Source organism: Priestia sp. TRM10 (assembly GCF_057808375.1).
This window is the reverse complement of record NZ_JBJZOT010000013.1, coordinates 304,398-326,214: the sequence shown is the minus strand read 5'-3', so window position 1 is coordinate 326,214 and position 21,817 is coordinate 304,398. Positions and strand designations below refer to the sequence as shown.

The following is a 21,817-nucleotide window of genomic DNA, read 5'->3' as shown; positions in this document are numbered from 1 at the left end:
AAACTTAGAAACTAATAAGTATTGTACTCTAGCATCATTTATAATCCATAATTTATCCTTTAAAATCAAGATGTAAGTCACATAAGAATTTAATTTTATCACATTAACATTATAAGAAGCATTGTGTTTCTTCCTTACTAGAAGATATTTGTTTCCATAAGTGAGTGATCTATTACATCTATATTTATAACTTAAATACCAATAAAAATAGGCCTTTGTTCTATAAAGACAAAGACCTTATAACATCTAAATTAAATTATGCAACTTATTTTCTTAAAACTAACGCATACATGCTTATTTCTTTTACATTTTGTATTGATTTTTAATAAGTAGGCCATCCTTTTGAATCCCAATAAAGGTCATTAATCAACATTGTAGGTGAACCATTTGCTAAAGAGTCATACGAATGCCAAACAATAAGATTATTATTTAAAATATCTGAATGTCCAGGCCCTTTCCATCGCTCATTTCCCGCATCAAAAATAGTGCCCCCCCCATTCATCATATCAACACCATTTTTATCATAATATGGACCTGTAATATTTTTAGATCTTCCGACAACCATTTTATATGTGCTATTTACGCCTTGACAACATTTATCGAAAGAAACAAACAAATAATAGTAGCCATTTCGATAAACAATATTAGGCGCTTCTATAGCCCCACTATTCTCGGGTCTAGAAGCAATAGAAGAAAGAGAACCTATAGGTTTCATTGTCGTTTTATCAAGGCGAGTTAACTTAATTCCACTCCAGAAAGAACCAAATGATAGCCATGGATTCCCATCTTTATCAATTATCAAATCACCATCTATAGCGTTATAGTTATTATCTGGTGTAGAACGAATAACTAATCCATCATCACGCCATTGCCCAGATGTAATACTAGATGTAGAAAGTAAACCGATTAACGAAGTGTTAGAACCAAAAGAAGAAACGGAATAGTAAAGCCAATAACGTCCATTATAGTAACTAATATCAGGGGCCCATTGATTACTCTCATAATTTGGCACGTAGTTCTTCCACCAAGATGGGGCTATGGGGAAGATACTAGGAGCCTTATACCAATGTGTACCATTATCAGACCGTAATACTCTTATTCCGTTCTCTCCTACCAAACCAGTGCCGAAAGTATACCACGTATTTCCCTCTTTAATAATGGATGGGTCATGAATAAGGGTATCCCCTGTAAGGGACCAATTACTAGCTGACGCCGGCCTATATATTGAGAAAATTAGTAACAACGATAGAGCCAAAATAAATAGTTTCTTCCCCGCTTTTGAATAGTTTCTCATGAGCGCACCCCTTAAATTCGATTATCACTATTTAAAATACCGTATAAGAAATCGCATACATTTCCTTACACACTCATTACACAGCCAACAACCCTATTCCTTTTCACCAAAACAGCCATTTCCACCTTACTCTCTTTGAAAAAGAGTTCATAATTATACCGCTATTTTGTTGACGTATAAAGAGGCTCTCCAACTTGTACTTGTATTCTCTTATCATCCGTTAAAGTGAAATAAGAAATGACCGTAATTATTAACACAATAGCACTTAAGAAAAAATAAGTATTTTGGAATCCCATAGACGAATACATATTTCCAGCGATAGAAGAGAAAATACCAACAGCACTTTGTTTAGCAAAATTAAAAGCTAGCAAATAGATGGTTGCTGAAAAACGAACATCAAATACTCCTGTAATATATTTAAAAATGGAAACTAACAATAGCGGCATTTCAAAAGCTGCAATTAGCCGACATACTGATAACAATATAGGCTCTGAAGCTACAGCGCTTCCAAAAATCCTAACAAAAGTTAAGATTCCAAAGAGAATCAATCCTTTCTTAGCGCCTATCTTATTAACGATTACAGGAGCAAAAATCATTAGAATAGCTTCAAGTCCGACCTGAACGGATACTAGTTTACTAAAAATATCTGTACCTATCTCTTTAGAGGAGAAAAATTGAACATAGTAATTAGGAAATTGTTGATCAAATACATCGTATATAGCTGCAGTCCCAACAATAAGGAGCGAAAGAAACCAAAAGTTTTTTAATTTAAAGATAGAAACGATAGCTCTCTTGTTGATTTCACTACTTTTAGGATTTGTTGGTTTTATTAAATCTTTCCCTTTGACTTTTGCAGTGAACAGGAGTATGGCAAGAAAAACTGCTGCTCCTGACGCAAACCAAAAGATAGAATTAGGATTTCTTACAAACATCATACCGCCGATCAATGAAGCTGTTGCTCCTGCAATGGACCCAAATAATCTTACACGTCCATACTCAAATCCATTATTACGGCTAACTCTCTCTATATAGGATTCTACAACACCTACTCCTGCATAAAAGACAGCACTAAGGTAGGCACTTCCTATAACAGCTCCCACAAATATATTCGTTTGCAGCAATGGTACGTACAAAAAATTAAAAAATGGACCCATAAACATCAGAAGTACAACAACAACCCAAAATAGGTTCTTTTTAAAACCTAATTTATCAGAAATAATCCCAAAAAACGGTTGATAACATAGGGCTATTAATGACATAGACGAGAAAACAATACCCGTCTCACTTGTATTAAGTCCTGCTACATCTTCTAACCATAAAGGTAAGAATCCTAAGACAATGGCCCAAATAATAAAATAGAAAAAGAATAAACCCCCAAAGTTCCAAAAGCCTCGATTAGGAATATTCATTATAAAATCTCCTCTACATTCTATAGAAATACATACACTTATTCAAAAGAGTGCGTAGCTATGAGAAACCTTTTAACCCTTTCCAACAATACTTATAGAAAACTCACTGTCTTGTTTAGCGTTCAGATTTAGTTTCTTCTGCGTCTGGAACAGGTACTCCAAAATCAGGAATCCCTTCTTCTGTCCATTTAATAATTTGGGCACGTGTATGTCTGTTAGGATCATATAGTGGGTCACCTTTAATATCTGTATAATTCCGGCCATGGTAAATGAGAACATCTTCTTTGTTATCCTCAGAAACTGTAAAACTATTATGACCAGGCCCATATTGTCTATTCTCTGGAGCGCTCTTAAATACTGGATTTTGAGACTTAACCCATGACTTAGGGTCTAACAAATTACTCTCTTCATCAGCCGTTAATAATCCCATACAATAGTTGTGGTCTGTAGCACTTCCTGAGTACGTCATAAAAATTTTCCCATTACGTTTAAGGATAGCCGGCCCTTCATTTACCCAAAAACCTACTGTTTCCCACGGTAATTCAGGTTTCGAAAGCATCACTTGAGGACCCTTAATTGTCCATGGATTTTCCATTTCTGCAATGTATAGATTAGAATTCCCTATAATATCAACATCTCTTTGAGCCCATACATAATACAGAATTCCTCTATGAGTAAACGTTGTAGCATCTAGCGAAAATGACTCCCAATCTGTCTTAACTTGCCCTTTTTCCGTCCAATTTCCCTCCATTGGATTGACATTTTCATTTTCAATGACAAACATCCGATGATTGAAGGTGCCATTTACAGGTTGATCTGTATTTGCTGCTGCGAAGTAGATATACCATTTCCCTTTAATATAATGAAGTTCTGGTGCCCAAATCAGTGCGCTCATTGGTCCCTCTTCGTGTTTCTTCCACACGGTTACTCCCTTAACTTCCCCTAATTCCTCGATAGACTTTGCACGTCTAATTTCAAGACGATCATATTCAGGAACTGATGCAGTAAAATAATAATATCCATCCCAATGCTTATATACCCATGGATCTGCTCGTTGCTCTATAATTGGATTTTTATAAGTTTTACATGTATTCATCATGTCATCCCCTCTACATTCAAATATTAAATAAAAAAAGACATAATATTCAGACTAATAAATGTTTAAGACACTCAATTCTTTAGCAGATAAGGTTACATACGACTAAAGGTAGCTTACGAACTCCTTTCTGTAATTTGCAAACGCTTTCTTAAGAACAAATATATTATTCATACGTATAAATGTCAATGTTATTATTTTTATATGTATATATTTTTATCTTTCATAATGTTTAAACTGGCTGTCTAGAAGATATTTTATAAACCTTATAAATCCTTCTCTACTCTCTCTAAGTATTGCTTTATTTGGGAAATTGGTCATAAAAAAACAAAGGCATACTAAGGGGAGACCCTCATTAGTATGCCTTTGTTACTTACCTTTATAAATAAGAAGTTACAATAAATACAAAATAGATTTATACCTATATATTCAGCTACCCCACTTTACTTAGCTCATACTCTACATAAAACCTATCTCTTTTTTAATGCAAAATACTAAGTAAAATGGTCAGCGTTCCGAAACTAAGCACTGTTGTAATTAATGTTCCGCTTGAAACAAACTGTGGCTTTGTATTAAATTGAATAGCATACATTGCCGTTGTTGCAGCAGACGGCATTGCAGCCATAATGACAATTACGTTTCGTAAAAGCGGATCAATTGGGAACATGAGACAAATGAGATAAGCTAAAATAGGAGAAGCAATAAGACGGATGCCGCTTGCAATACTAATATTCCCCCATTCAAGCTTTTTAGCATTTACGTCTGCAAGCTGCATTCCTAAAATAATCATCACAACTGGAATACAGCAGTTTCCTACAAGTTCAATGCTTGCATAAAAGTTATCGGGAATGGAGATATGGAATTCTTGCAGCAAAACAGCTGGAATAATAGCATAGTTTGTTGGCTGTTTTAAAACCGTGCTCACGGCAAGCTTTATTCCTCCTTGACTTCTAGCTGCGAAATATACGCCAAAAACACTCATCAAAATAGAGTGAAACACCATAAGTGGAACAGCATAGTTCATACCAGCCTGCCCAAAAGCAAAGAGAACAATCGGTGCTCCATAATTTCCGCTGTTTGCAAAAGCAGAGGTTAAAATAAGAGCACTTTCCTGTTCTGTATCTTGTTTACATAAGCGAGAGGTTACAATGCTCACAACAACTAATGCTATAAAAATAAGCGTTGATGTAATCACAATATAAAATAAATTACTATCAAGCGGCGTTGTGTAAAACGTTTGAAATACAAGCGCAGGCATTAGAATATAGATGGATATGGTTGAAATGGGTTTAATATCAACCTTAAAAATCTTTTGAATCATATAGCCACTAAAGAAAATAAGAATAACAGGTAAAATTACTTCGAAAAAAATCATTCTTCCACTCTTTTCTTAAAAATAATGTATACAAAGATTATATCATTGTATACGGTTGTTCATTAGGGCTATAATGAAATTTCTCAAAAGAAAAAGCACAATCTTTTAACAAAAGATTGTGCTTACAATACTTACTCATCAACGTACTTCCCATAGTCAGGGATAGCTATTCGATCGAAGTCCCTTGCTAATAAAGCTAAATGTTCAGCTAACCATTTGCCTTCTACAGGTTTGCCGTGACCTGTTATGGCTACTTCAGGATGAAGGGACGCAAGGTGTTTAACAGACTTTTTCGCCGCTTCCCAGTCTGTTGTTAAATATCTTGGTGGTCCGCTTATTTCTAGCTTTTGCGTAATCACGTCAAATAAGTTTTCTTGCTTTGTTGTAATAAACGCATCTCCTACAATAAGAGCTCTATCTCGTTTTCTGAAAAACGAAACATGACCTTCTGTATGACCTGGCGTATGAATCCATTCCCACTCAGGCAGTTCTGGAATAGACCCGTCATCATGAAGAGGAGAAACGCGGGAACTTATGTTAATGCTCTCTATTGGAAACATTGGAGACATTTTAACAACCATTCCACCTTCAACAGTTTGATCTGGGCGTTCATAGTCTTTTTCCCCTTGAAGATATGGAAGCTCAGCTTTATGAGCATAAACAGGAACATCATCCCAATGCTGAAGAAGCTCAAGGAGGGCTCCAATATGATCAAAATGAGCATGTGTTAAAAGAATCGCTTTTGGACGGGCATTGGAGCCAAAACGATTTTCTATTTCTGAAATAATACTTTGAGCTGACTTCGTCATTCCCGCGTCAACAAGGACAAACTCGTCTCCTTTTCCTCCGATAAAGCAAACGTTCACAATTTGGGTTGTATAACTGTAAAGATCAGGGGTAACTTCGACTCCTTCTCTATCTTGAACAGATGTAACAGGAATAAATCGTTCTGTTGAAGAACTTCCGTGCAGTTCATTTTCCATTTCTGAAGATTTCCTTATGCATTCATATCGCCTAAACCAGGGCTATGCTCATTTGGCATCTCTGGAAGCATTGGTGCAGGGAATCCTTCTGGCGGATTTGTAACTGTCATTTCTCCACCGTTACGACTTGGTACTTGACCTTGTAAAATTTCACCAATTCTCGTTGGGTCAAGACGGAAGTTAAACTGTGTATTATGATAACCCATCTCAACAAACTTACGACACTCTGGGTACTTATTAATATCGTAGTTCGGAATAGGAAAAACCTTTCCCCAATTTACGCCTAGTGTCTCAAGAGCTTTTGCAAATGCATTTTGATGAGCGTTATCCCGTACAATTAAAAAACCAAGTGTTTCACGAAACGTTTGGTTTGAGCTCATCTCATAAATACGAGTTTTCTGTAAAACCCCCGTTGATTCCAATACAACGTTATTAAGAAGATCAGATATTAAATTTCCATGGCTGTATACCCAAGATCCGTTCCAAGGGTTTCCACCTGCATCAACAGGAAGAGAGCTTTGTGCTGCCATAATATAATGATGAGGGTTAGCATGTTTGACTGCTTCATCAAGAGGAGCACGATCGGCACCTTGTGCTCCAACTCCTTCACCACCCGATTCATCAAGAAGGGCATTGATTGTATTTTGTACAAGTTCAACGTGAGCAATCTCCTCTAAAAAAACGCCGCGCATTAAATCTCTAAACTGTGTTTCTTTTCCACGAAAATTTGAGCTTTGAAAGAAATACTGCATCATTGTTCTCATTTCGCCATAATGACCACCAAGAATTTCTTGCAGCACTTTTGCTGCTGCTGGATCTGGCTTATCCGGTTTAATTTCATTAATTAATCCTTCTTTGTAATAGTACAAACAAAGCACCCCTTTTTTATTTTTAAAAGCAGTTGAAAATTTCCCCTTTTCAATATGCCCGAATTACAACGAGTTTATGTGAAGTCTTCACTTTTTCTCTCTTCCTAAAAGCGAAAAGTCCGATGTAAAAGTATGCTTATATTTTACATGGGCTAAGAGAACGATAAATAAGACAATAAAAGAGGTGTGGAGGTTATATATGAAAGCTGTTACATATCAAGGAAAAAAAGAAATTGCCGTAAAAGAAGTGGAAGCACCAAAAATTCAAGATGCACAAGATGTTATTGTTAAAATTACATCAACAGCAATTTGCGGGTCTGATTTGCACCTTTATCAAGGAAATTTCCCGCTTCCAATTGGATATGTTATCGGACACGAACCAATGGGGATTGTAGAGGACATTGGACCAGAGGTGACAAAAGTAAAAAAAGGGGACAGAGTTGTTATTCCTTTTACAGTTGCTTGTGGAAGCTGTCCATACTGTGACAATCATCTTGAAAGTCAGTGTGATAATTCAAATCCTCACTATGATTCGGGAGGCCTTTTTGGCTACTCCGAAAAGTTCGGCAACTATCCTGGCGGGCAAGCCGAATATTTGCGCGTTCCTTTCGGAAATTATACGCCTTTTGTTATTCCCGAAAGCTGTGAGCTTGAAGATGAAAAACTTCTATTTCTATCAGACGTTTTACCAACCGCCTATTGGAGTGTCGAAAATGCAGGCGTAAAAAAAGGGGATACTGTAATTGTGTTAGGATGCGGACCTGTGGGGCTTATGGCTCAAAAATTCGCCTGGCAAAAAGGAGCAGAGCGCGTGATTGCCGTTGATTACTTTGATTACCGCCTCAATCATTCTAAAAAAATGAACAAAACAGAAACGTTTGATTTCACTCAGTATGACGATATGGGCGAAACACTAAAAGAGATGACAAAGGGTGGCGCAGATGTTGTCATTGACTGTGTTGGAATGGATGGAAAAAAATCTCCTCTTGAATATGTAGAACAAAAACTAAAGCTACAAGGTGGAACAATGGGTCCTATTCAAATTGCCACAAAAGCAGTAAGAAAATGTGGAACTGTTCAACTAACAGGCGTATATGGTGGCTTGTACAATATGTTCCCACTAGGCCCTTTCTTTTCAAGAAATGTTACATTAAAAATGGGACAAGCACACGCAAGAAGCTATATGCCGAAAATGTATGAGCAAATTATTAAAGAAGAAATCGATCCAACCCAAATTATTACGCATACTCTTCCATTAGAAAAAGCTTCACACGGCTACGATATTTTTAATAACAAACAAGATAATTGCATTAAAGTTGTGCTAAAACCATAATTATTATAAAAGAGAACTTAAAATTTTTAAATTGATAAAAAATGCATTAAAATAAATAAAAAGGGCTTATTTTGTTGTAAGCTCTTTTTATTTTACCCCTTCTCCTTTCCAATATTACCCTTTAATAATTTATATAAAATATTTATTTATAATAATTATAATTAAGTATTGATTTTTTATTGATAGATGTTATTATGATATTAAGCTATTTATATTATAAATATGAGGTGAATCTAGTATGGGGAATAACAATAATAATCTTACAACTAGTTGGGGAGCTCCTGTTGGAGACAATCAAAACTCAATTACAGCAGGCTCAAGAGGTCCAACGCTTATCCAAGACGTTCATTTGCTAGAAAAACTAGCACATTTTAATAGAGAGCGTGTACCAGAGCGTGTTGTTCATGCTAAAGGGGCAGGAGCACACGGCTACTTTGAAGTAACAAATGATGTAACAAAATATACAAAAGCAGACTTTTTATCAGAAGTTGGCAAACGTACGCCGCTATTTATTCGTTTTTCAACTGTTGCTGGTGAAAATGGATCTGCTGACACAGTACGAGACCCGCGCGGATTCGCTGTTAAGTTTTATACAGAAGAAGGAAACTACGATATCGTTGGAAACAATACGCCTATTTTCTTTATTCGTGATGCTATTAAGTTCCCTGATTTCATTCATACACAAAAGCGTCATCCACAAACACATTTAAAAAATCCAACAGCTGTATGGGATTTCTGGTCTCTATCACCAGAATCGCTTCACCAAGTCACATACTTAATGGGTGACAGAGGAATTCCAGCAACGTTCCGTCATATGCACGGTTTCGGAAGTCATACATTCAAATGGACAAATAAAGATGGTGACGGCGTTTGGATTAAGTATCATTTCAAAACAGAACAAGGTGTTAAAAACCTTCATCCAGATGTAGCAACAAAAATTGCTGGTGAAAATCCTGATTACCATACAGAAGATTTATTTAACGCAATTGAAAACAAAGATTTCCCAGCATGGAAACTTTACGTTCAAATTATGCCGCTTGAAGATGCTAACACATATCGCTTTGATCCATTTGATGTTACCAAAACATGGTCTCAAAAAGACTATCCACTAATTGAAGTAGGCCGTATGGTACTTGATCGTAACCCAGAGAACTATTTTGCAGAAGTAGAACAAGCAACATTCTCTCCTGGCACACTTGTTCCTGGTATTGACGTATCACCAGACAAAATGCTTCAAGGACGTTTATTTGCTTATCATGATGCACATCGCTATCGCGTTGGCGCAAACCACCAAGCACTGCCAATCAACCGTCCACGTGCAGATGTGAAAAACTATCAGCGCGATGGTCAAATGCGCTTTGATGACAATGGAAAAGGTTCTGTTTACTATGAGCCAAACAGCTATAATGGTCCAACAGAATCACCTGAAAACAAGCAGGCTTCATTCCCTGTTTCAGGTGTTGCTGAAAGCGTAGCGTATGATCATAACGATCATTATACACAAGCAGGTGATCTTTACCGTTTAATGAGTAAAGAAGAGAAAGATCGCATTGTTCAAACAATCGTAAATGAAATGACACCTGTTGAAAAAGAAGAAATTAAAATTCGTCAAATCGGACACTTCTATAAAGCAGATCCTGATTTTGGAACACGCATTGCAAAAGGCCTTGGCCTAGAAGTGCCTCAAGAAGTAAAATAAGAAGAAAAAAAGACAGCCACTTGGCTGTCTTTTTTTATGCCTTCACTTCTAGATAATGAACACTAAATAAATTCTCTTCATCTGTCCATACTTTTTTGGGGATAAAGTTCGCTTCCTTCGCAAGATTTTGAAACTCTTGCACTGAAAACTTATAAGAGCTTTCTGTATGAATTGTCTCTCCCTTTTGAAATGAGATTTCTTCTTCACCAATTGTAACAATCTGATCTTTCAAGCTCTCAATATGCATCTCAATTCGCCCTTCTTCATGATTGTAAAAAGCTTTATGCTCGAAATTCTCCACCATAAAATTAGCAAGAAGCTCGCGGTTCATCCGCTGAAGTAAATTTAAGTTAAAGGCTCGTGTTACCTGTTTGGCATCGTTATAGGCGGAATGAAGCAATTTTTCATCCTTTTTCAAATCTACTCCAATGATAAACCCGTCTCCTTTTGTTAGAAGAGTAGACATTTGATTTAAAAAAGTCTTCCTTTCTTGTTTATCAAAGTTTCCAATTGTCGAACCTGGAAAGAATAAAACTTTCTTTTTCACTTTTAAAGAAGGAAGAGAGAATGGGACTGTATAGTCGGCACAAACAGTATGCACATAAAGATGTTGGTGCTCTTTCTTCAATTTCTCTACAGACTGTAGCAAAAAGCTTTCTGATATATCAATCGCCACATACTCTTTAATACCTTTCAAATGATGCAATAAAAATTTGATTTTTTCACTGCTTCCGCTTCCAAATTCAATTAATGCTGCCTCATCCCCAATATAGTGCGAAATACTATTAAGCTCTTTTTTCAAAATTCCCATTTCTGTACGTGTTGGATAGTATTCTGGAGTTTTTGTAATTTCTTCAAAAAGCTCTGAACCTCGATAATCATATAAATATTTAGGTTCTAATCTTTTAGGAACTGAGCGTAATCCAGTCAAAACATCTTTATAAAATGATTTTTCCATCGCTTTTACACTTGTCATTTATATGTCCTCCGCTAAGCGGAAACCCGTAAATTGCCAGCGTTTTTCTGGCTGAAAGAAGTTTCTATATGTTGGACGGATATGACTGTGAGGAGTTGCACAAGAACCGCCTTTCAGCACCATTTGATTACACATAAATTTTGCATTGTATTCTCCAAGTGCCCCTTCTAAAGGTTTGCTTTTTGGATATGGTACATATGGACTTCGTGTCCACTCCCACACATCTCCATATCCTTTATAAAGCGGACCGTTTCCTTTATACTGTGAATTTGGATGATAAAAGTTATTTTCAACAAAGTTGCCTTCACATTCTATTCCATGAAAAACATGTTCCCATTCTTGCTCTGTTGGCAATCTTTTCCCTTTCCAGCGCGCAAACGCGTCTCCCTCATAGAAACTCACATGACAAACAGGTTCATCTAAGTTTAAAGTGCTTTGTCCGTGCAGAGTAAAGATACTCCATTCATCACCATATTTTTCCCAGTATAAAGGATGTTTCCATCCTTCTTTTTTGATATGAGCCCATCCGTCTGAAAGCCATAACTCTGGTCGTTCATACCCTCCATCTTCGATAAATTCTATATATTCTCGATTAGTAACAGGCGCATCAGCAATTCGGTAAGGCTCTAACCATACTTTATGGCGAGGGCGCTCATTATCAAATGAGAATGAAGAATCGCCATGTCCAACTTCAATAAGTCCTCCTTCTATTTCAATAAATGACGTCTCCTTCCTTTTTCCATTTTCTTCTGTAGTTTGACTAATATATGCAGGAAGCAGAGGGTTGGTGAAAAAGTTATATTTAATATCTGTTAAAAGAAGTTCTTGGTGTTGCTGCTCATGCTGAAGGCCGATTTCAACGATAGAAAGAACTTTATCTCTATTTTCCTCTGTTAATTCTTCAAAAAGCTCTTTCATATGTGCATCAACGTAATATCGATATTGCTTTACTTCCTCAATGCTCGGTCTAGCAAGCACTCCCCTTTTCGCTCGAGGGTGAAATTCTCCAACTGTTTCATAGTATGAATTAAAAAGATAGTCAAATTGATCGTTAAGTGATTCGTATGTAGTCTTATATTCTTTTAAAACAAATCGTTCAAAAAACCATGTTGTATGGGCAAGATGCCACTTTGGAGGGCTTGCATCAGGTCCTGCTTGAATAATATAATCCTCTGTTTGAAGCGGAGCTACAATTTTTTCTGTGCATGCTCGCACCTCTTTATATTTTTCTGAAAGATGTTCTTTTACTACTGTTTCATTTTTCATCTTATTCCTCCCTATCAAAACATGTTTTACGATTTTTGAACAAACTTCTAACTCTTAATCTTAATAACCTTTTTTTGAAAATTAAAACACTTTATAACACATAATCATAATCTATGAAAAGTTCACTTTTTTTAGTACTATGATAGACTAGAAAAAGGAATAAAAAGGATGTGAAAAAATGGAGAATTTGATTAAAAAAGATGTGGAGAAAGGATTTCCTGGTGGTTCTTTGCTTGTAAAGAAAAAAGGAAAAGAAGTTTACCGTGAAACGTGCGGATATCAACAGAAATATGAGAAAAAGCAGCTTCTTTCGCATCCTCGAAAGCTTAAAAAACAGACATTATTTGATCTTGCTTCAAACACGAAAATGTATGCTACAAACTTCGCATTACAAAAACTCGTTACAGAAGAAGAACTAAACCTGCTCTCTCCTCTCTCTTTCTACTTTCCTTCTTTCAAAGAAAACGTACGTATTATCGATCTTTTGCAACATACCGCAGGATTTCCAGCTGATTTTCCATACTATAATCGTGAAAAAGCTAGAGATCTATATTCACGAGATCGTTTAACAACGATTGAGCATATTCTTAAAACGCCGCTTTCTTATAAACCACATACTCAACATCTCTACAGTGATTTAGATTATATGATGCTTGGTGCTCTTGTTGAAAAATTAACTTCTCAAAAGCTTGATCTATTTGTAGAAAAAGAGATATTTCAAAAGCTAGGATTAACTCGAACATTATTTAACCCGCTAAGAAAGGGATATGTTCGCTCTGACTGTGCAGCAACAGAGCGAATGGGTAACACACGAGATGGATTTATTCATTTTCCAAATGTTCGAACACACACGCTTCAAGGTGAAGTTCATGATGAAAAAGCCTTTTACTCTATGGATGGTGTTTCAGGGCATGCGGGTCTTTTTTCAACTGTTGATGAGCTTTCCGTTTTGGTAGAAATTATGCATCACAATGGTTCATATGGAACAAAGCAGTTATTTAGTGAAAGTACTGCAAAAACGTTTGTTACCCCTTCACAGCGAAATCCTTCTTATGGTCTTGGATGGCGTTTAAACAACGGAGATATGAAGTATATGTTTGGAGAGCATGCAAGTTCCTCTGCATTTGGTCATACAGGGTGGACCGGCACGCTAACAATCATTGATCCAGCACATGAACTGACAGTTGTCCTTCTTACAAATAAGAAGCATTCTCCTCTAAAAGATCCTTTAAAATCTTTAAATCTTTTTGAAGGTGATGAATTTAAGACAGGACAATATGGACCTCTTGTAACAGAACTATATAAAAATCTCCTCTAAAAAAGCCTAGAATATTCTAGGCTTTTCGGTCGTTTCTTTCGTCACTATTAAACGTATCTTCGCTTACAGCGCCTTCCATATACGAATCGCTTACTTGTTCATGTGTTACATCAAGCTCAGATGTTAATTTCTCATTATTTTGTTTCTGCTTTTCTTTCATGACTTTCCCTCCTTTTTTTACTTCCGCTTTCTATTTTCTCTTATTTTGAAGAAATTATGTAAGAAAGTGGTTAATATCCCCTCTGAAAAACCAATTTTCAAAATGGTCTCTCTTTAGAGCATATCAGATGATTAATGTCACTCTTTCTGTATTCATTGCGACAATGGCGGTCTTGATTATGTCCTGTTACAGTATAACTTCGCATATTTCACTTTTTTATACATGATTTTTTTTATTTTTAACCTTTCTTACTTTCGTATCTCTTACACAGCTTTTCATTGTTTTATTTGGACCAGGAGGAATGATTTTTAATATTATTTTACTGTCTCTCCAACTGGTTAGTGCAGGCGTTATAGTATCTCGCGAAATGCTTTCATTATTTTATGAGAAAATAAGTGCCGTTCTCCCTGCCACATATGTTGCTGAAGATCTTTTCACCATTGCTTTTGGTGGAAGCAACATTTTTTCTGAAGTATTGGCGCTTGTGATCATTCTTTTTTCTGTTCTCATTCTTGCTGTTCTTCGCCTCAGCTTTTCTCGCATAAAAAAAGCTGATACTGTAGAAAAATCGAAAGCAGCTCTTCCATAACTCTAAACAACAATACTCCTTTGTATAAGGAGGAAGAACTTGCTCAAACTAATGATATTCATTAAAAAGTGAAATCATTTCAATAGAGGAGTTTACAATGCCTTATTATCATGTGAAAGATACAAAATTATTCATTGAGGATGAAGGAAAAGGCGTCCCTATTATTTTTCTTCATCCTGCTGGTATGGGGCGCAAAGTGTTTTATTATCAAAAGGAGCTTGCAAAGCAGTTTCGCGTTATTATGCCTGACTTATCAGGATGCGGAGACAGCGAAAATCCGAGCTATACAAAATACGGATTGTTAAGTACGTATGCTGAAGAGCTAGTTGAACTATTAGATGTATTAGGCATTGAAAAAGTAATTCTTTGTAGCTACTCATGTGGTGGAACAGTTGCTCAGCAATTTTGCCTTCTTTACCCTGAACGTGTAAAAGGACTGATTCTAACAGGAGGCTTCCCAGTTGTAAATACAAGACCTCTTCAATGGGAACATCTCTTAGGTCTTCACTTTATAAAAAAGTCTCCTTCTTTTGTTAGCAACGTGATTTCACTTGCACACACTAGAGATAGAGCATTTAAAAATGAGCTTCTGCAGCATATGAAAAAAGCAAATCCTTCTGTTTGGCACCAATTTTATGTTGAATCATATCGCTTCAATATTGTTCATGATCTCCATCGATTCTCATGGCCTATTCTTGCTATGTATGGGGCACGCTATGACATTACGAGTCATTATCACCATTATTACGATGAGCTCACTTCGGACGTATTTTTTATTCACGATGCTTTTCATGAACTTCCAACACTAAACTGGCGTCAAGTTAATCTTCTAATAACGGGCTTCATTTATAAACACGACCTTCAGGAATAAAAGAGCTTCTGCATATTTTTAGTCCGAACGAATCAATCTATAAGGTGAACAACTAAAAATATAAAAGTGGAGGCGGTTATAGTGGAACGCTTTTCAAATGATAACGTAACAACAGGGTATAATGAGCTTGGAGCAACAAATGCAGCTGTAGAAGCAACAAAAAACATTATTGGGGCGGCAACGAGAAATATGGACCCTGAACGTTTAAGAGAAGCAACAGAAGCTCTGTCATCTGCCAAAGCGCAGCTTGAAAGTGCCAGAAACAGCGCAACAGGGGTTGATGAAGCTTTTTTACAACGCTGTGAAGAAACGCTTCAAAAGTGTGAACAACAGCTAAATGCAGCCAAGATATAATCAAAAAAGCTGACAGAACAATGATGTCTGTCAGCTTTTTATTGTTTATTTCGAGCAGGCTCTGTCATAAGTAACTCACCGTACTTCTGAAGCTTCTCTCCTACTGTACACTGCTTAATACAAAATGTTTGAGCGTGCTTTTTCCCTTTTTCTTTATTTAGCGTTTTTTTGATTAAACACCCTTCACAATAATAATCTGAAAGATGAGTAAGCTCTTCCAATATCTCCTTACGATTCAATTTTTTCATCTCCTGTTTACTCGATTTCATACGTACTTGATACCTCTTTTCCATGCAGCGCTTGAGCAGCAAGGGTATCAGCTTCTTCATTTTCTTTTCGAGCAATATGTGTATATGTTGGTTTAATATGCAATTCTTTTAGTTCTTTTTCAATTCTGTCGAGCCATCGATTAAAACTTTCTTCATAGCATGGCCATTCTCCAGCAAGCTGCTTTAATACAACTTTTGAGTCTCCTAAAAACGTAACCGGAAGATGGTGTACACCAAGCTCCTCTAACTGTTTTACCACATAGTAAAAAGCTGCATATTCAGCTTCATTATTTGACTCAAGTTCATCAAAAGAAGCGCTTGAACGCAAACGATAGTTTTTTCCATTTTGTCTATAATAGATAACAGCTCCAACGCCAGCCTTTTTAGTTAAAAGGTCAAATCCACCATCAAAATAAGCTTTCACATAGTGAGGCTGTTCTTTCACTTCTTGTAAAAGCTTCTTCATCTCTTTTAATGTCCATGATTGATCCATTTCATCTACAAATGTAATCTCTTTTAATCGCCCTGTTTTCAGAAGATCTTCCGCTATGAGGAGAGCCTCTTTACCATTTGTAAATGCAGATTGAAAATCAAGACTTCTTCCATGACTTTTATACGTCCATCGTAATTGAAAGTCCATCTTCTCTCCTCCTACTAACTTCTTTTTTGACAGTTCGTTAAAGTACAACGACTATCGTACCACTTGTTTTTTGTTTAATCAATTCAAATCTACTTTCTGATTTATTCATAATTTTTGCAACCGCTTCTCTTCTTATTCTTAAGAAAAATATATTTTCCTGCTTTCTTCCTTATACGTTCTGTAAAGTTATATGCTATAATTTTTGTGAACAAAAGGAGGGATACTTTATGATTGAAGTATTTATTGATGGTGCAAGCGCAGGTAATCCAGGACCGTCTGGTGCAGGCGTTTTTATTAAAACACAAGACGATGTTCATCGTTTTTCTTTCCCTCTTCCTCATATGACAAACCATGAAGCTGAGTATCATGCTCTTATTAAAGCACTTGAAGTTTGTATTGATAAAGGATTTAAGACAGTCTCATGTAAAACAGATTCCCTGCTTGTTGAAAAAGCAGTTGATACAAGATATGTGAAGAATAAGCTCTATGCCCCTCTCTTAGAAGAAGCTGTTCAGTTAATTGATCAGCTTGATCTTTTTTTCATTAAATGGATTCCTGAAAAACAAAACAAAACGGCCGATGTGCTTGCTCGGCAGGCGATTGTTCGTTCATAATAAAAGCACCGCATTTTTGCGGTGCTTTTTGTTATTTATCCTTTTGAATGCCTTCGTTCATTTTCTCAGCTTCCACTTCTGCGTAAGAAGCAAATCGATGTTTCTTGCTTCCACCCTTTGGCGTTTTTTCAGTTGAGTATTCTTCGGCATATTTTTGCGCTTTGTCTTTATCAAGACGCGCTTTATACTCAGGACTTGGGTTATATTGAGAAGCGAATTCTTCTGCATAGCGGCTGTTCATACTGCTCTTGCTCTTTTGTTGCATACTCGGCATTTCAGAAGCAAACTCTTCCTTTTGTGCCTTTTTGTTGTTGTTAATTTGAGCATTTCGATTAGCATTTTTCGTACGACCCATTGCTATCTCCCCCTTATCGTTGTGCAAATGTTGTGCACATCTTTATTATGGAGAACTGCTCGCTTTTTTATAGATAGCAAATGGTGAAAAAACAGCCAAGTTTTCGCTTTACTTTTCTAGACGTTCAACATATTCCTTTACCATTTCTTTCGTCACTAACTTACGAGTTGGCACAATCCCTTTCTTCGCAAGCTCGTTAATTCTTTTCGTTACTGCGTTAATCGCATCAACTGAAAATGTTTCACCATTTCTGCATTTGCTTACGGCTTGATCAATTTCAAATTCTCTCATGCTTTCTAATTCAGCAAATTTTTTAACCTTTTCATGCTGTGACTGTGAGTGTTTTGTAATGGCTTTGTGTACGCTCAATCTTAATTCCTCCTACATGCTTCTAGCTGTTTACTGTTTGTCTTCTTTATTATAGCGACTTTGAGTTAAAATCGCACTTAGTTCTTTTTCAGACTTTTCAATTTCTCTTATATCAACAGGTGTTGTTAAGCTTTTTTGAAGTCTGTAAATATGCTGCTCAATGTTTGTATTCATCTCGTGCTGATAATAATATAGCGTATCTTTAATCCACTGTGCATAGTAGATATTAAAGAGATCTGCCTGCTTTATCCCTGCTTCATCCATTTCCTCTAAGAGCGGTTTTTTCAATTCATCAACCATTTTTTTCTTTTCGTCTCCTTCAAAAAACGTGCGAGCATTTCGATAAAGAGATAATGCTTTTTCATAGCTATCTTGTTGCTGCTCGAAAGGTTTATAAATCGTAACTTCCTTCGCTTTTGGAATAGGGATTGGAGCAGGCGCAAATGAATCATGAATTTCCTTCATTCGCTGAAGTACAACTTCATGTGCCCCGTAAATAAGCTTACTTGAAAAAGCTTCAAGTCTTAGTGTTGTTGCTTGAATCTCTTGTACAAAGTCAAATTGAAGAAATTCAAGAAGCTCGTTTAAACAGCCTCGAAGCTTCTCTTGTTCTTGCTTTTTTGTTCCTTTTAAAACAGAAGGATTAAACGACTCTTTAAAAAAGTCATAGTATCTCATCATCACTCTCTGTTTTACATAGTGAACAAGCTCTTCTGTTTCTTGACGAATTCGCTTTTGCTCGCTTTCAAACTTAAGTTGTTGAACTGTTAAATGAAGGGCTTGCTTTACTTTTTCAATGTGAGCAAGTCGCTCTCTTTTTTCTTCCTTAGATTTCCGACTAAGCTCTTTTAAATCAAGAAGCGCTTTGTACGCTCTCTCTACAATTTCATAAGCTGATTCTGTTACCATTGTTGTTAAGTCTTCTTTAATAAAGTGAGAGAAAGAAGTCCAAAACTGATTAAACTGCTCATCCTCTACTCCGCTTTCTAATGCACGATGACTTGAAAGTGGGTAAAGACGCGGCTTCCGAATTCCATACTGAAGCAATTGTTCATAAACATAGCGCTTTACATCAAGCAGTTCATTCTCATCGTGAGCTAAATCTGCCGCATTAATAACAAAGAACATTTTATCAAGCGTAAAAATGTCTTTAACACGACCAAGCTGAATAAGAAATTCCCGATCAGCCCGAGAAAATGCATGATTATAGTAAGTAACGAAAAGAAGCGCATCAGCGTCTTTTACATATTGGAAAGCAACGCCTGTGTGGCGGGCATTGATCGAATCTGCTCCAGGTGTATCAACAAGCGTTATCCCCATATCTGTTAAAGTACATGAATAATAAAGCTCAATTTCATCCACAAAACAAGATTTTTGTTCATTTGCAACATAGCCTGGAAACTCTTCAATTGAAACGGTTAAAACGGTATCAAAGTGGTTTTTCATCTCTTCATAGCCGCGACCAACTGCCTGTAAAAACGAATAATGAAGACGCTCTTTTCCTTCTAGCTTCTCCGTTATTTTTAACTCTTTAATCTCATCTAATGCTTCATCTAAAGAAGACGGGGTGATTCCAAACATATGAAGGGAAGCGGAAATATCGCTAAACATCTCTTTTTCACTTTTCACGTGGACTCTTACTGTCTCATGTTTGTATTCTTTTGTTGGCGGCAAAATTTTATTAATTGTCGCTGTTGTTGGATTTGGTGACACAGGAAGCAGCTTTTGACCAATTAAAGCATTTGCAAAAGATGATTTACCTGCACTAAACGCTCCAAAAAGAGCAATTGTAAACGAATGTTGACCAAGTGCTTCCATCTTCTTTTTCAATGGAAGAATAAATTTCTCAAGCGGCGGAAAAGGCTCTAATGCTTCCACTGTTTTATCAAGATGAACAATCGTTTGCTCCATAGAGTAACTTTCTTGGCTCTCTGTTATCTCCTCTTCAACAGGCATCATTTCTTTCGTAATTTGAAAAGCTTGCAGCCCTTCTTTGACAATGGGATGTTCCTTATGTTGAATTAACAGGCTCCAGTCAGGTTCTTCTTGAAAACGTTCACCTCGTTGAATAAGTCTTGCTTCGATAATATCTTCTTCTTTACGATCTAGAAAATGTCCAACGCTCTCTTTGAGCTTTGCAGCCTTCTCATATTGTGAAATTTTTTCTTCTTGTCCATTTCGCCATTCCTTATACTGTTCTTCTTTCATTTGCTTTAGATGGGACAAAATTGGATACGCTTTTTGTTTAGCCTTTGTTTTAATAAATGTTGAGACATCGTTGCTATACGTTAAAATATACTCATTTGTTATGCCAACGTCGCTTTTCACAATACTTTCTATATCATCTTCTGTAATCACGATATCGTAGCCTTCAATTTTTGCTACAAGCTCCTCTGAAAAAATCTCTTCTTCTCGCATGCGCTTATGGAGAAGTGGAGTAATATGCCAAACAAGCTCTGCTGTTGTTTTCTCTCTAAGAGCTTCTACAAAATTATGAAGCCGCTGCTTTTGAACTTCCTTTGTTTTTTGTTTTGAGAAAAGAAAGCCTACTTTGAACTGAGGTTGAATACTTTCTAAATATTCTCGCCCTTTCTCTCTTACTTCGTACGGAATAAGCTGCGCATTTTCAGCTAGCGTGCTTATTTCTTTGCGAATCGTTTCCTCAAATGCTGCAAGCTCTTGCTCTTTTTCAAGCAACACCTCATTCATTTCTTGAATCATATTACGAAACGGAAGTGCTTCACTTGTTCCCATTTCTTCTAATGCGAGAGACAGTTCTTCTTTTGCCTCTTCTTTCTCATCACTTACTTCTTTTATATATTCTCCTATTAAAGCTTGTAGCGTATTTTGCACAGAGTTCTTTAAAAGCTCTTCGTAATCTTGAAACATGGTTTGGAGTGTTCGCTTTACAAGAATAAACTCATTTCTTTCATGCTCTTCTTTTTTTAAGGATGTGAAAAACATACCGTTTGGCTCTGCCTGCCAGTTTTGAAAGGATGTTTTAACAGAATGAGTAAACTGCTCAAATGTAAGCTCTTCTTCCCGATGTTTGTCAATCTGATTAACGATTAAATAAACCGTTTTTCCTTGTTCACGTAACTTTTTAACGAAATCAAAGTTTACTTCAGATTGGACGTGATTATAATCAGTTACGTAAAAAATCACATCAACAAGATGAAGAGCAGATTCTGTTGCAACACGGTGGGCATCATCTGCTGAATCAATGCCAGGCGTATCCATGAGTTCAACATGATCTGGAAGCGTGCTTTTCTCTGTTGAAAGATGAATCTCCTTAATCGCATCTCCATCTCTACAAAATTGTTTAATTGCTTCAAAGTCATATGGAGCCGTATAGCGAACAGGAGCATCGTGTTTATAGTACACTGTTGCATGTTCTGCACCTTTCACTACTTTCACTAAATTAGCACTTGTTGGAATCGGGCTTGAAGGCAACAGCTCTTGGTTCATCAACTTGTTAATCATTGTTGATTTACCTGCTGAAAAATGACCGCAAAATGCAACGGTAAACGTTTTTTCTTCTAACTTTCTTCCTAAATCTTTTATTTTCTCAACTCTTCTTTTGTCTTCTCGGCCTTGAAAAAATGCGTATGCTGTCATTAACTTTTTTTGTAAAGATCTTTCAATCTGCTGTTTTTCCATAACTATCACAATACCCCTTTTGTAAAATCAAACTGTCGTTATGTAGGCTAGTCGCCCTTTTATTTCTCTTTCCTTCTTTCATTTTAAATGATTCTTCAGAAAATTTATACGAAAAATAGACAGTTTTTGGACAAACAAAAAAAGACGAGCATCTGCTTCGCCTTTTTTCTTATTGGATCTGTTTCTGTGCTTTCTTTACACCTTTTAACATATAAGTTGCTACAGCACCGTACGCTACAACAACACCTGCAATGATCATGCTTAACATTGTTAACACCTCACATTGATAGTGATAATCTTTATCAGTAGTGTATCATT

General features: G+C 36.4%; 21 protein-coding genes. 7 read left to right on the top strand and 14 right to left on the bottom strand.

All coding sequences use genetic code 11. The features are described 5' to 3' along the window. Window positions 1-322 precede the first annotated feature (322 nt). From abnA to ACK3CR_RS12910, 6 genes are all read right to left on the bottom strand, one after another. On the bottom strand, window positions 323-1,294 hold the full coding sequence (abnA, locus tag ACK3CR_RS12935) for an arabinan endo-1,5-alpha-L-arabinosidase AbnA (protein ID WP_488975529.1): 972 nt from the start codon (window positions 1,292-1,294) through the stop codon (window positions 323-325). Window positions 1,295-1,455: 161 nt separating this feature from the next. Further along, window positions 1,456-2,703: an MFS transporter gene (locus ACK3CR_RS12930; protein WP_243513489.1), complete on the bottom strand. Its 1,248-nt coding sequence runs from the start codon at window positions 2,701-2,703 to the stop codon at window positions 1,456-1,458. Between the two features lie 115 nt (window positions 2,704-2,818). Beyond that, the gene (locus ACK3CR_RS12925) at window positions 2,819-3,799 is read right to left on the bottom strand and encodes a glycoside hydrolase family 43 protein (protein WP_328123591.1); all 981 of its coding nucleotides are present in this window, start codon (window positions 3,797-3,799) and stop codon (window positions 2,819-2,821) included. A 481-nt stretch (window positions 3,800-4,280) separates the two neighbouring features. Continuing rightward, complete coding sequence (locus ACK3CR_RS12920; protein WP_328123481.1) at window positions 4,281-5,174, bottom strand: AEC family transporter; 894 nt, start codon at window positions 5,172-5,174, stop codon at window positions 4,281-4,283. Between the two features lie 131 nt (window positions 5,175-5,305). Beyond that, window positions 5,306-6,157 (bottom strand): MBL fold metallo-hydrolase, encoded by an 852-nt coding sequence (locus ACK3CR_RS12915; RefSeq protein ID WP_488975528.1) that lies wholly within the window; start codon window positions 6,155-6,157, stop codon window positions 5,306-5,308. Between the two features lie 14 nt (window positions 6,158-6,171). Next, window positions 6,172-7,026 (bottom strand): manganese catalase family protein, encoded by an 855-nt coding sequence (locus ACK3CR_RS12910; RefSeq protein WP_243513499.1) that lies wholly within the window; start codon window positions 7,024-7,026, stop codon window positions 6,172-6,174. Window positions 7,027-7,225: 199 nt separating this feature from the next. Here ACK3CR_RS12910 and ACK3CR_RS12905 point away from each other — a divergent pair, with 199 nt between their 5' ends. Together ACK3CR_RS12905 and katA are read left to right on the top strand one after the other, a co-directional pair. Next, entirely contained in the window at window positions 7,226-8,359 is a 1,134-nt protein-coding gene (locus ACK3CR_RS12905; RefSeq protein WP_410915313.1) for a zinc-dependent alcohol dehydrogenase, read from the top strand. A gap of 238 nt (window positions 8,360-8,597) precedes the next feature. Continuing rightward, window positions 8,598-10,058 carry a catalase KatA gene (katA, locus tag ACK3CR_RS12900; protein WP_328123476.1) on the top strand — a complete coding sequence of 487 codons (1,461 nt, stop codon included), beginning with the start codon at window positions 8,598-8,600 and terminating at the stop codon, window positions 10,056-10,058. Between the two features lie 34 nt (window positions 10,059-10,092). On the opposite strand, the gene egtD is transcribed toward katA, so the two are convergent. Together egtD and egtB are read right to left on the bottom strand one after the other, a co-directional pair. Further along, entirely contained in the window at window positions 10,093-11,034 is a 942-nt protein-coding gene (gene egtD, locus ACK3CR_RS12895) for an L-histidine N(alpha)-methyltransferase (RefSeq protein WP_243513505.1), read from the bottom strand. Beyond that, entirely contained in the window at window positions 11,035-12,300 is a 1,266-nt protein-coding gene (gene egtB / locus ACK3CR_RS12890) for an ergothioneine biosynthesis protein EgtB (RefSeq protein ID WP_488975527.1), read from the bottom strand. A gap of 178 nt (window positions 12,301-12,478) precedes the next feature. Here egtB and pbp4b point away from each other — a divergent pair, with 178 nt between their 5' ends. Further along, a complete protein-coding gene (gene pbp4b, locus ACK3CR_RS12885; protein WP_328123474.1) occupies window positions 12,479-13,618 on the top strand; it encodes a penicillin binding protein PBP4B in 1,140 nt (379 codons plus the stop codon). 16 nt (window positions 13,619-13,634) lie between these two features. Here pbp4b and ACK3CR_RS12880 read toward each other — a convergent pair whose 3' ends face one another. Further along, complete coding sequence (locus tag ACK3CR_RS12880) at window positions 13,635-13,778, bottom strand: DUF4025 domain-containing protein (protein WP_082023622.1); 144 nt, start codon at window positions 13,776-13,778, stop codon at window positions 13,635-13,637. A 301-nt stretch (window positions 13,779-14,079) separates the two neighbouring features. Here ACK3CR_RS12880 and ACK3CR_RS12875 point away from each other — a divergent pair, with 301 nt between their 5' ends. From ACK3CR_RS12875 to ACK3CR_RS12865, 3 genes are all read left to right on the top strand, one after another. Continuing rightward, a complete protein-coding gene (locus ACK3CR_RS12875) occupies window positions 14,080-14,367 on the top strand; it encodes an ABC-2 transporter permease (protein ID WP_243513508.1) in 288 nt (95 codons plus the stop codon). Window positions 14,368-14,464: 97 nt separating this feature from the next. Further along, on the top strand, window positions 14,465-15,238 hold the full coding sequence (locus tag ACK3CR_RS12870; protein WP_243513509.1) for an alpha/beta hydrolase: 774 nt from the start codon (window positions 14,465-14,467) through the stop codon (window positions 15,236-15,238). Between the two features lie 81 nt (window positions 15,239-15,319). Continuing rightward, the gene (locus tag ACK3CR_RS12865; protein WP_243513510.1) at window positions 15,320-15,592 is read left to right on the top strand and encodes a DUF2564 family protein; all 273 of its coding nucleotides are present in this window, start codon (window positions 15,320-15,322) and stop codon (window positions 15,590-15,592) included. Window positions 15,593-15,630: 38 nt separating this feature from the next. Here ACK3CR_RS12865 and ACK3CR_RS12860 read toward each other — a convergent pair whose 3' ends face one another. Next, on the bottom strand, window positions 15,631-15,831 hold the full coding sequence (locus ACK3CR_RS12860) for a zinc-finger domain-containing protein (RefSeq protein ID WP_019393143.1): 201 nt from the start codon (window positions 15,829-15,831) through the stop codon (window positions 15,631-15,633). A 16-nt stretch (window positions 15,832-15,847) separates the two neighbouring features. Continuing rightward, entirely contained in the window at window positions 15,848-16,501 is a 654-nt protein-coding gene (locus tag ACK3CR_RS12855; protein WP_243513511.1) for a reverse transcriptase-like protein, read from the bottom strand. Window positions 16,502-16,728: 227 nt separating this feature from the next. On the opposite strand from ACK3CR_RS12855, the gene ACK3CR_RS12850 reads away from it, so the two are divergent. After that, window positions 16,729-17,115 (top strand): reverse transcriptase-like protein, encoded by a 387-nt coding sequence (locus tag ACK3CR_RS12850; RefSeq protein ID WP_243513512.1) that lies wholly within the window; start codon window positions 16,729-16,731, stop codon window positions 17,113-17,115. 31 nt (window positions 17,116-17,146) lie between these two features. Here the strand turns inward: ACK3CR_RS12850 and ACK3CR_RS12845 are convergent, their stop codons facing one another. From ACK3CR_RS12845 to ACK3CR_RS12835, 3 genes are all read right to left on the bottom strand, one after another. Continuing rightward, on the bottom strand, window positions 17,147-17,470 hold the full coding sequence (locus ACK3CR_RS12845) for a hypothetical protein (RefSeq protein ID WP_243513513.1): 324 nt from the start codon (window positions 17,468-17,470) through the stop codon (window positions 17,147-17,149). Between the two features lie 108 nt (window positions 17,471-17,578). Continuing rightward, a complete protein-coding gene (locus ACK3CR_RS12840; protein WP_019393139.1) occupies window positions 17,579-17,839 on the bottom strand; it encodes a YpbS family protein in 261 nt (86 codons plus the stop codon). A gap of 30 nt (window positions 17,840-17,869) precedes the next feature. Next, window positions 17,870-21,499, bottom strand: coding sequence for a dynamin family protein (locus ACK3CR_RS12835; protein ID WP_488975526.1), 3,630 nt, complete (start codon window positions 21,497-21,499; stop codon window positions 17,870-17,872). Window positions 21,500-21,817 lie beyond the last annotated feature (318 nt).

What these genes read in the sequence shown, in the direction of transcription:
- ACK3CR_RS12920 (WP_328123481.1), bottom strand. Translation starts at nt 5,174, where the DNA reads ATGATTTTTTTCGAAGTAATTTTACCTGTTATTCTTATTTTCTTTAGT.
- ACK3CR_RS12855 (WP_243513511.1), bottom strand. Translation starts at nt 16,501, where the DNA reads ATGGACTTTCAATTACGATGGACGTATAAAAGTCATGGAAGAAGTCTT.
- ACK3CR_RS12905 (WP_410915313.1), top strand. Translation starts at nt 7,226, where the DNA reads ATGAAAGCTGTTACATATCAAGGAAAAAAAGAAATTGCCGTAAAAGAA.
- ACK3CR_RS12845 (WP_243513513.1), bottom strand. Translation starts at nt 17,470, where the DNA reads ATGGGTCGTACGAAAAATGCTAATCGAAATGCTCAAATTAACAACAAC.
- ACK3CR_RS12875 (WP_243513508.1), top strand. Translation starts at nt 14,080, where the DNA reads ATGATTTTTAATATTATTTTACTGTCTCTCCAACTGGTTAGTGCAGGC.
- ACK3CR_RS12850 (WP_243513512.1), top strand. Translation starts at nt 16,729, where the DNA reads ATGATTGAAGTATTTATTGATGGTGCAAGCGCAGGTAATCCAGGACCG.
- ACK3CR_RS12880 (WP_082023622.1), bottom strand. Translation starts at nt 13,778, where the DNA reads ATGAAAGAAAAGCAGAAACAAAATAATGAGAAATTAACATCTGAGCTT.
- ACK3CR_RS12925 (WP_328123591.1), bottom strand. Translation starts at nt 3,799, where the DNA reads ATGAATACATGTAAAACTTATAAAAATCCAATTATAGAGCAACGAGCA.
- katA (WP_328123476.1), top strand. Translation starts at nt 8,598, where the DNA reads ATGGGGAATAACAATAATAATCTTACAACTAGTTGGGGAGCTCCTGTT.
- ACK3CR_RS12835 (WP_488975526.1), bottom strand. Translation starts at nt 21,499, where the DNA reads ATGGAAAAACAGCAGATTGAAAGATCTTTACAAAAAAAGTTAATGACA.
- pbp4b (WP_328123474.1), top strand. Translation starts at nt 12,479, where the DNA reads ATGGAGAATTTGATTAAAAAAGATGTGGAGAAAGGATTTCCTGGTGGT.
- ACK3CR_RS12930 (WP_243513489.1), bottom strand. Translation starts at nt 2,703, where the DNA reads ATGAATATTCCTAATCGAGGCTTTTGGAACTTTGGGGGTTTATTCTTT.
- egtB (WP_488975527.1), bottom strand. Translation starts at nt 12,300, where the DNA reads ATGAAAAATGAAACAGTAGTAAAAGAACATCTTTCAGAAAAATATAAA.
- ACK3CR_RS12870 (WP_243513509.1), top strand. Translation starts at nt 14,465, where the DNA reads ATGCCTTATTATCATGTGAAAGATACAAAATTATTCATTGAGGATGAA.
- abnA (WP_488975529.1), bottom strand. Translation starts at nt 1,294, where the DNA reads ATGAGAAACTATTCAAAAGCGGGGAAGAAACTATTTATTTTGGCTCTA.
- ACK3CR_RS12915 (WP_488975528.1), bottom strand. Translation starts at nt 6,157, where the DNA reads ATGGAAAATGAACTGCACGGAAGTTCTTCAACAGAACGATTTATTCCT.
- egtD (WP_243513505.1), bottom strand. Translation starts at nt 11,034, where the DNA reads ATGACAAGTGTAAAAGCGATGGAAAAATCATTTTATAAAGATGTTTTG.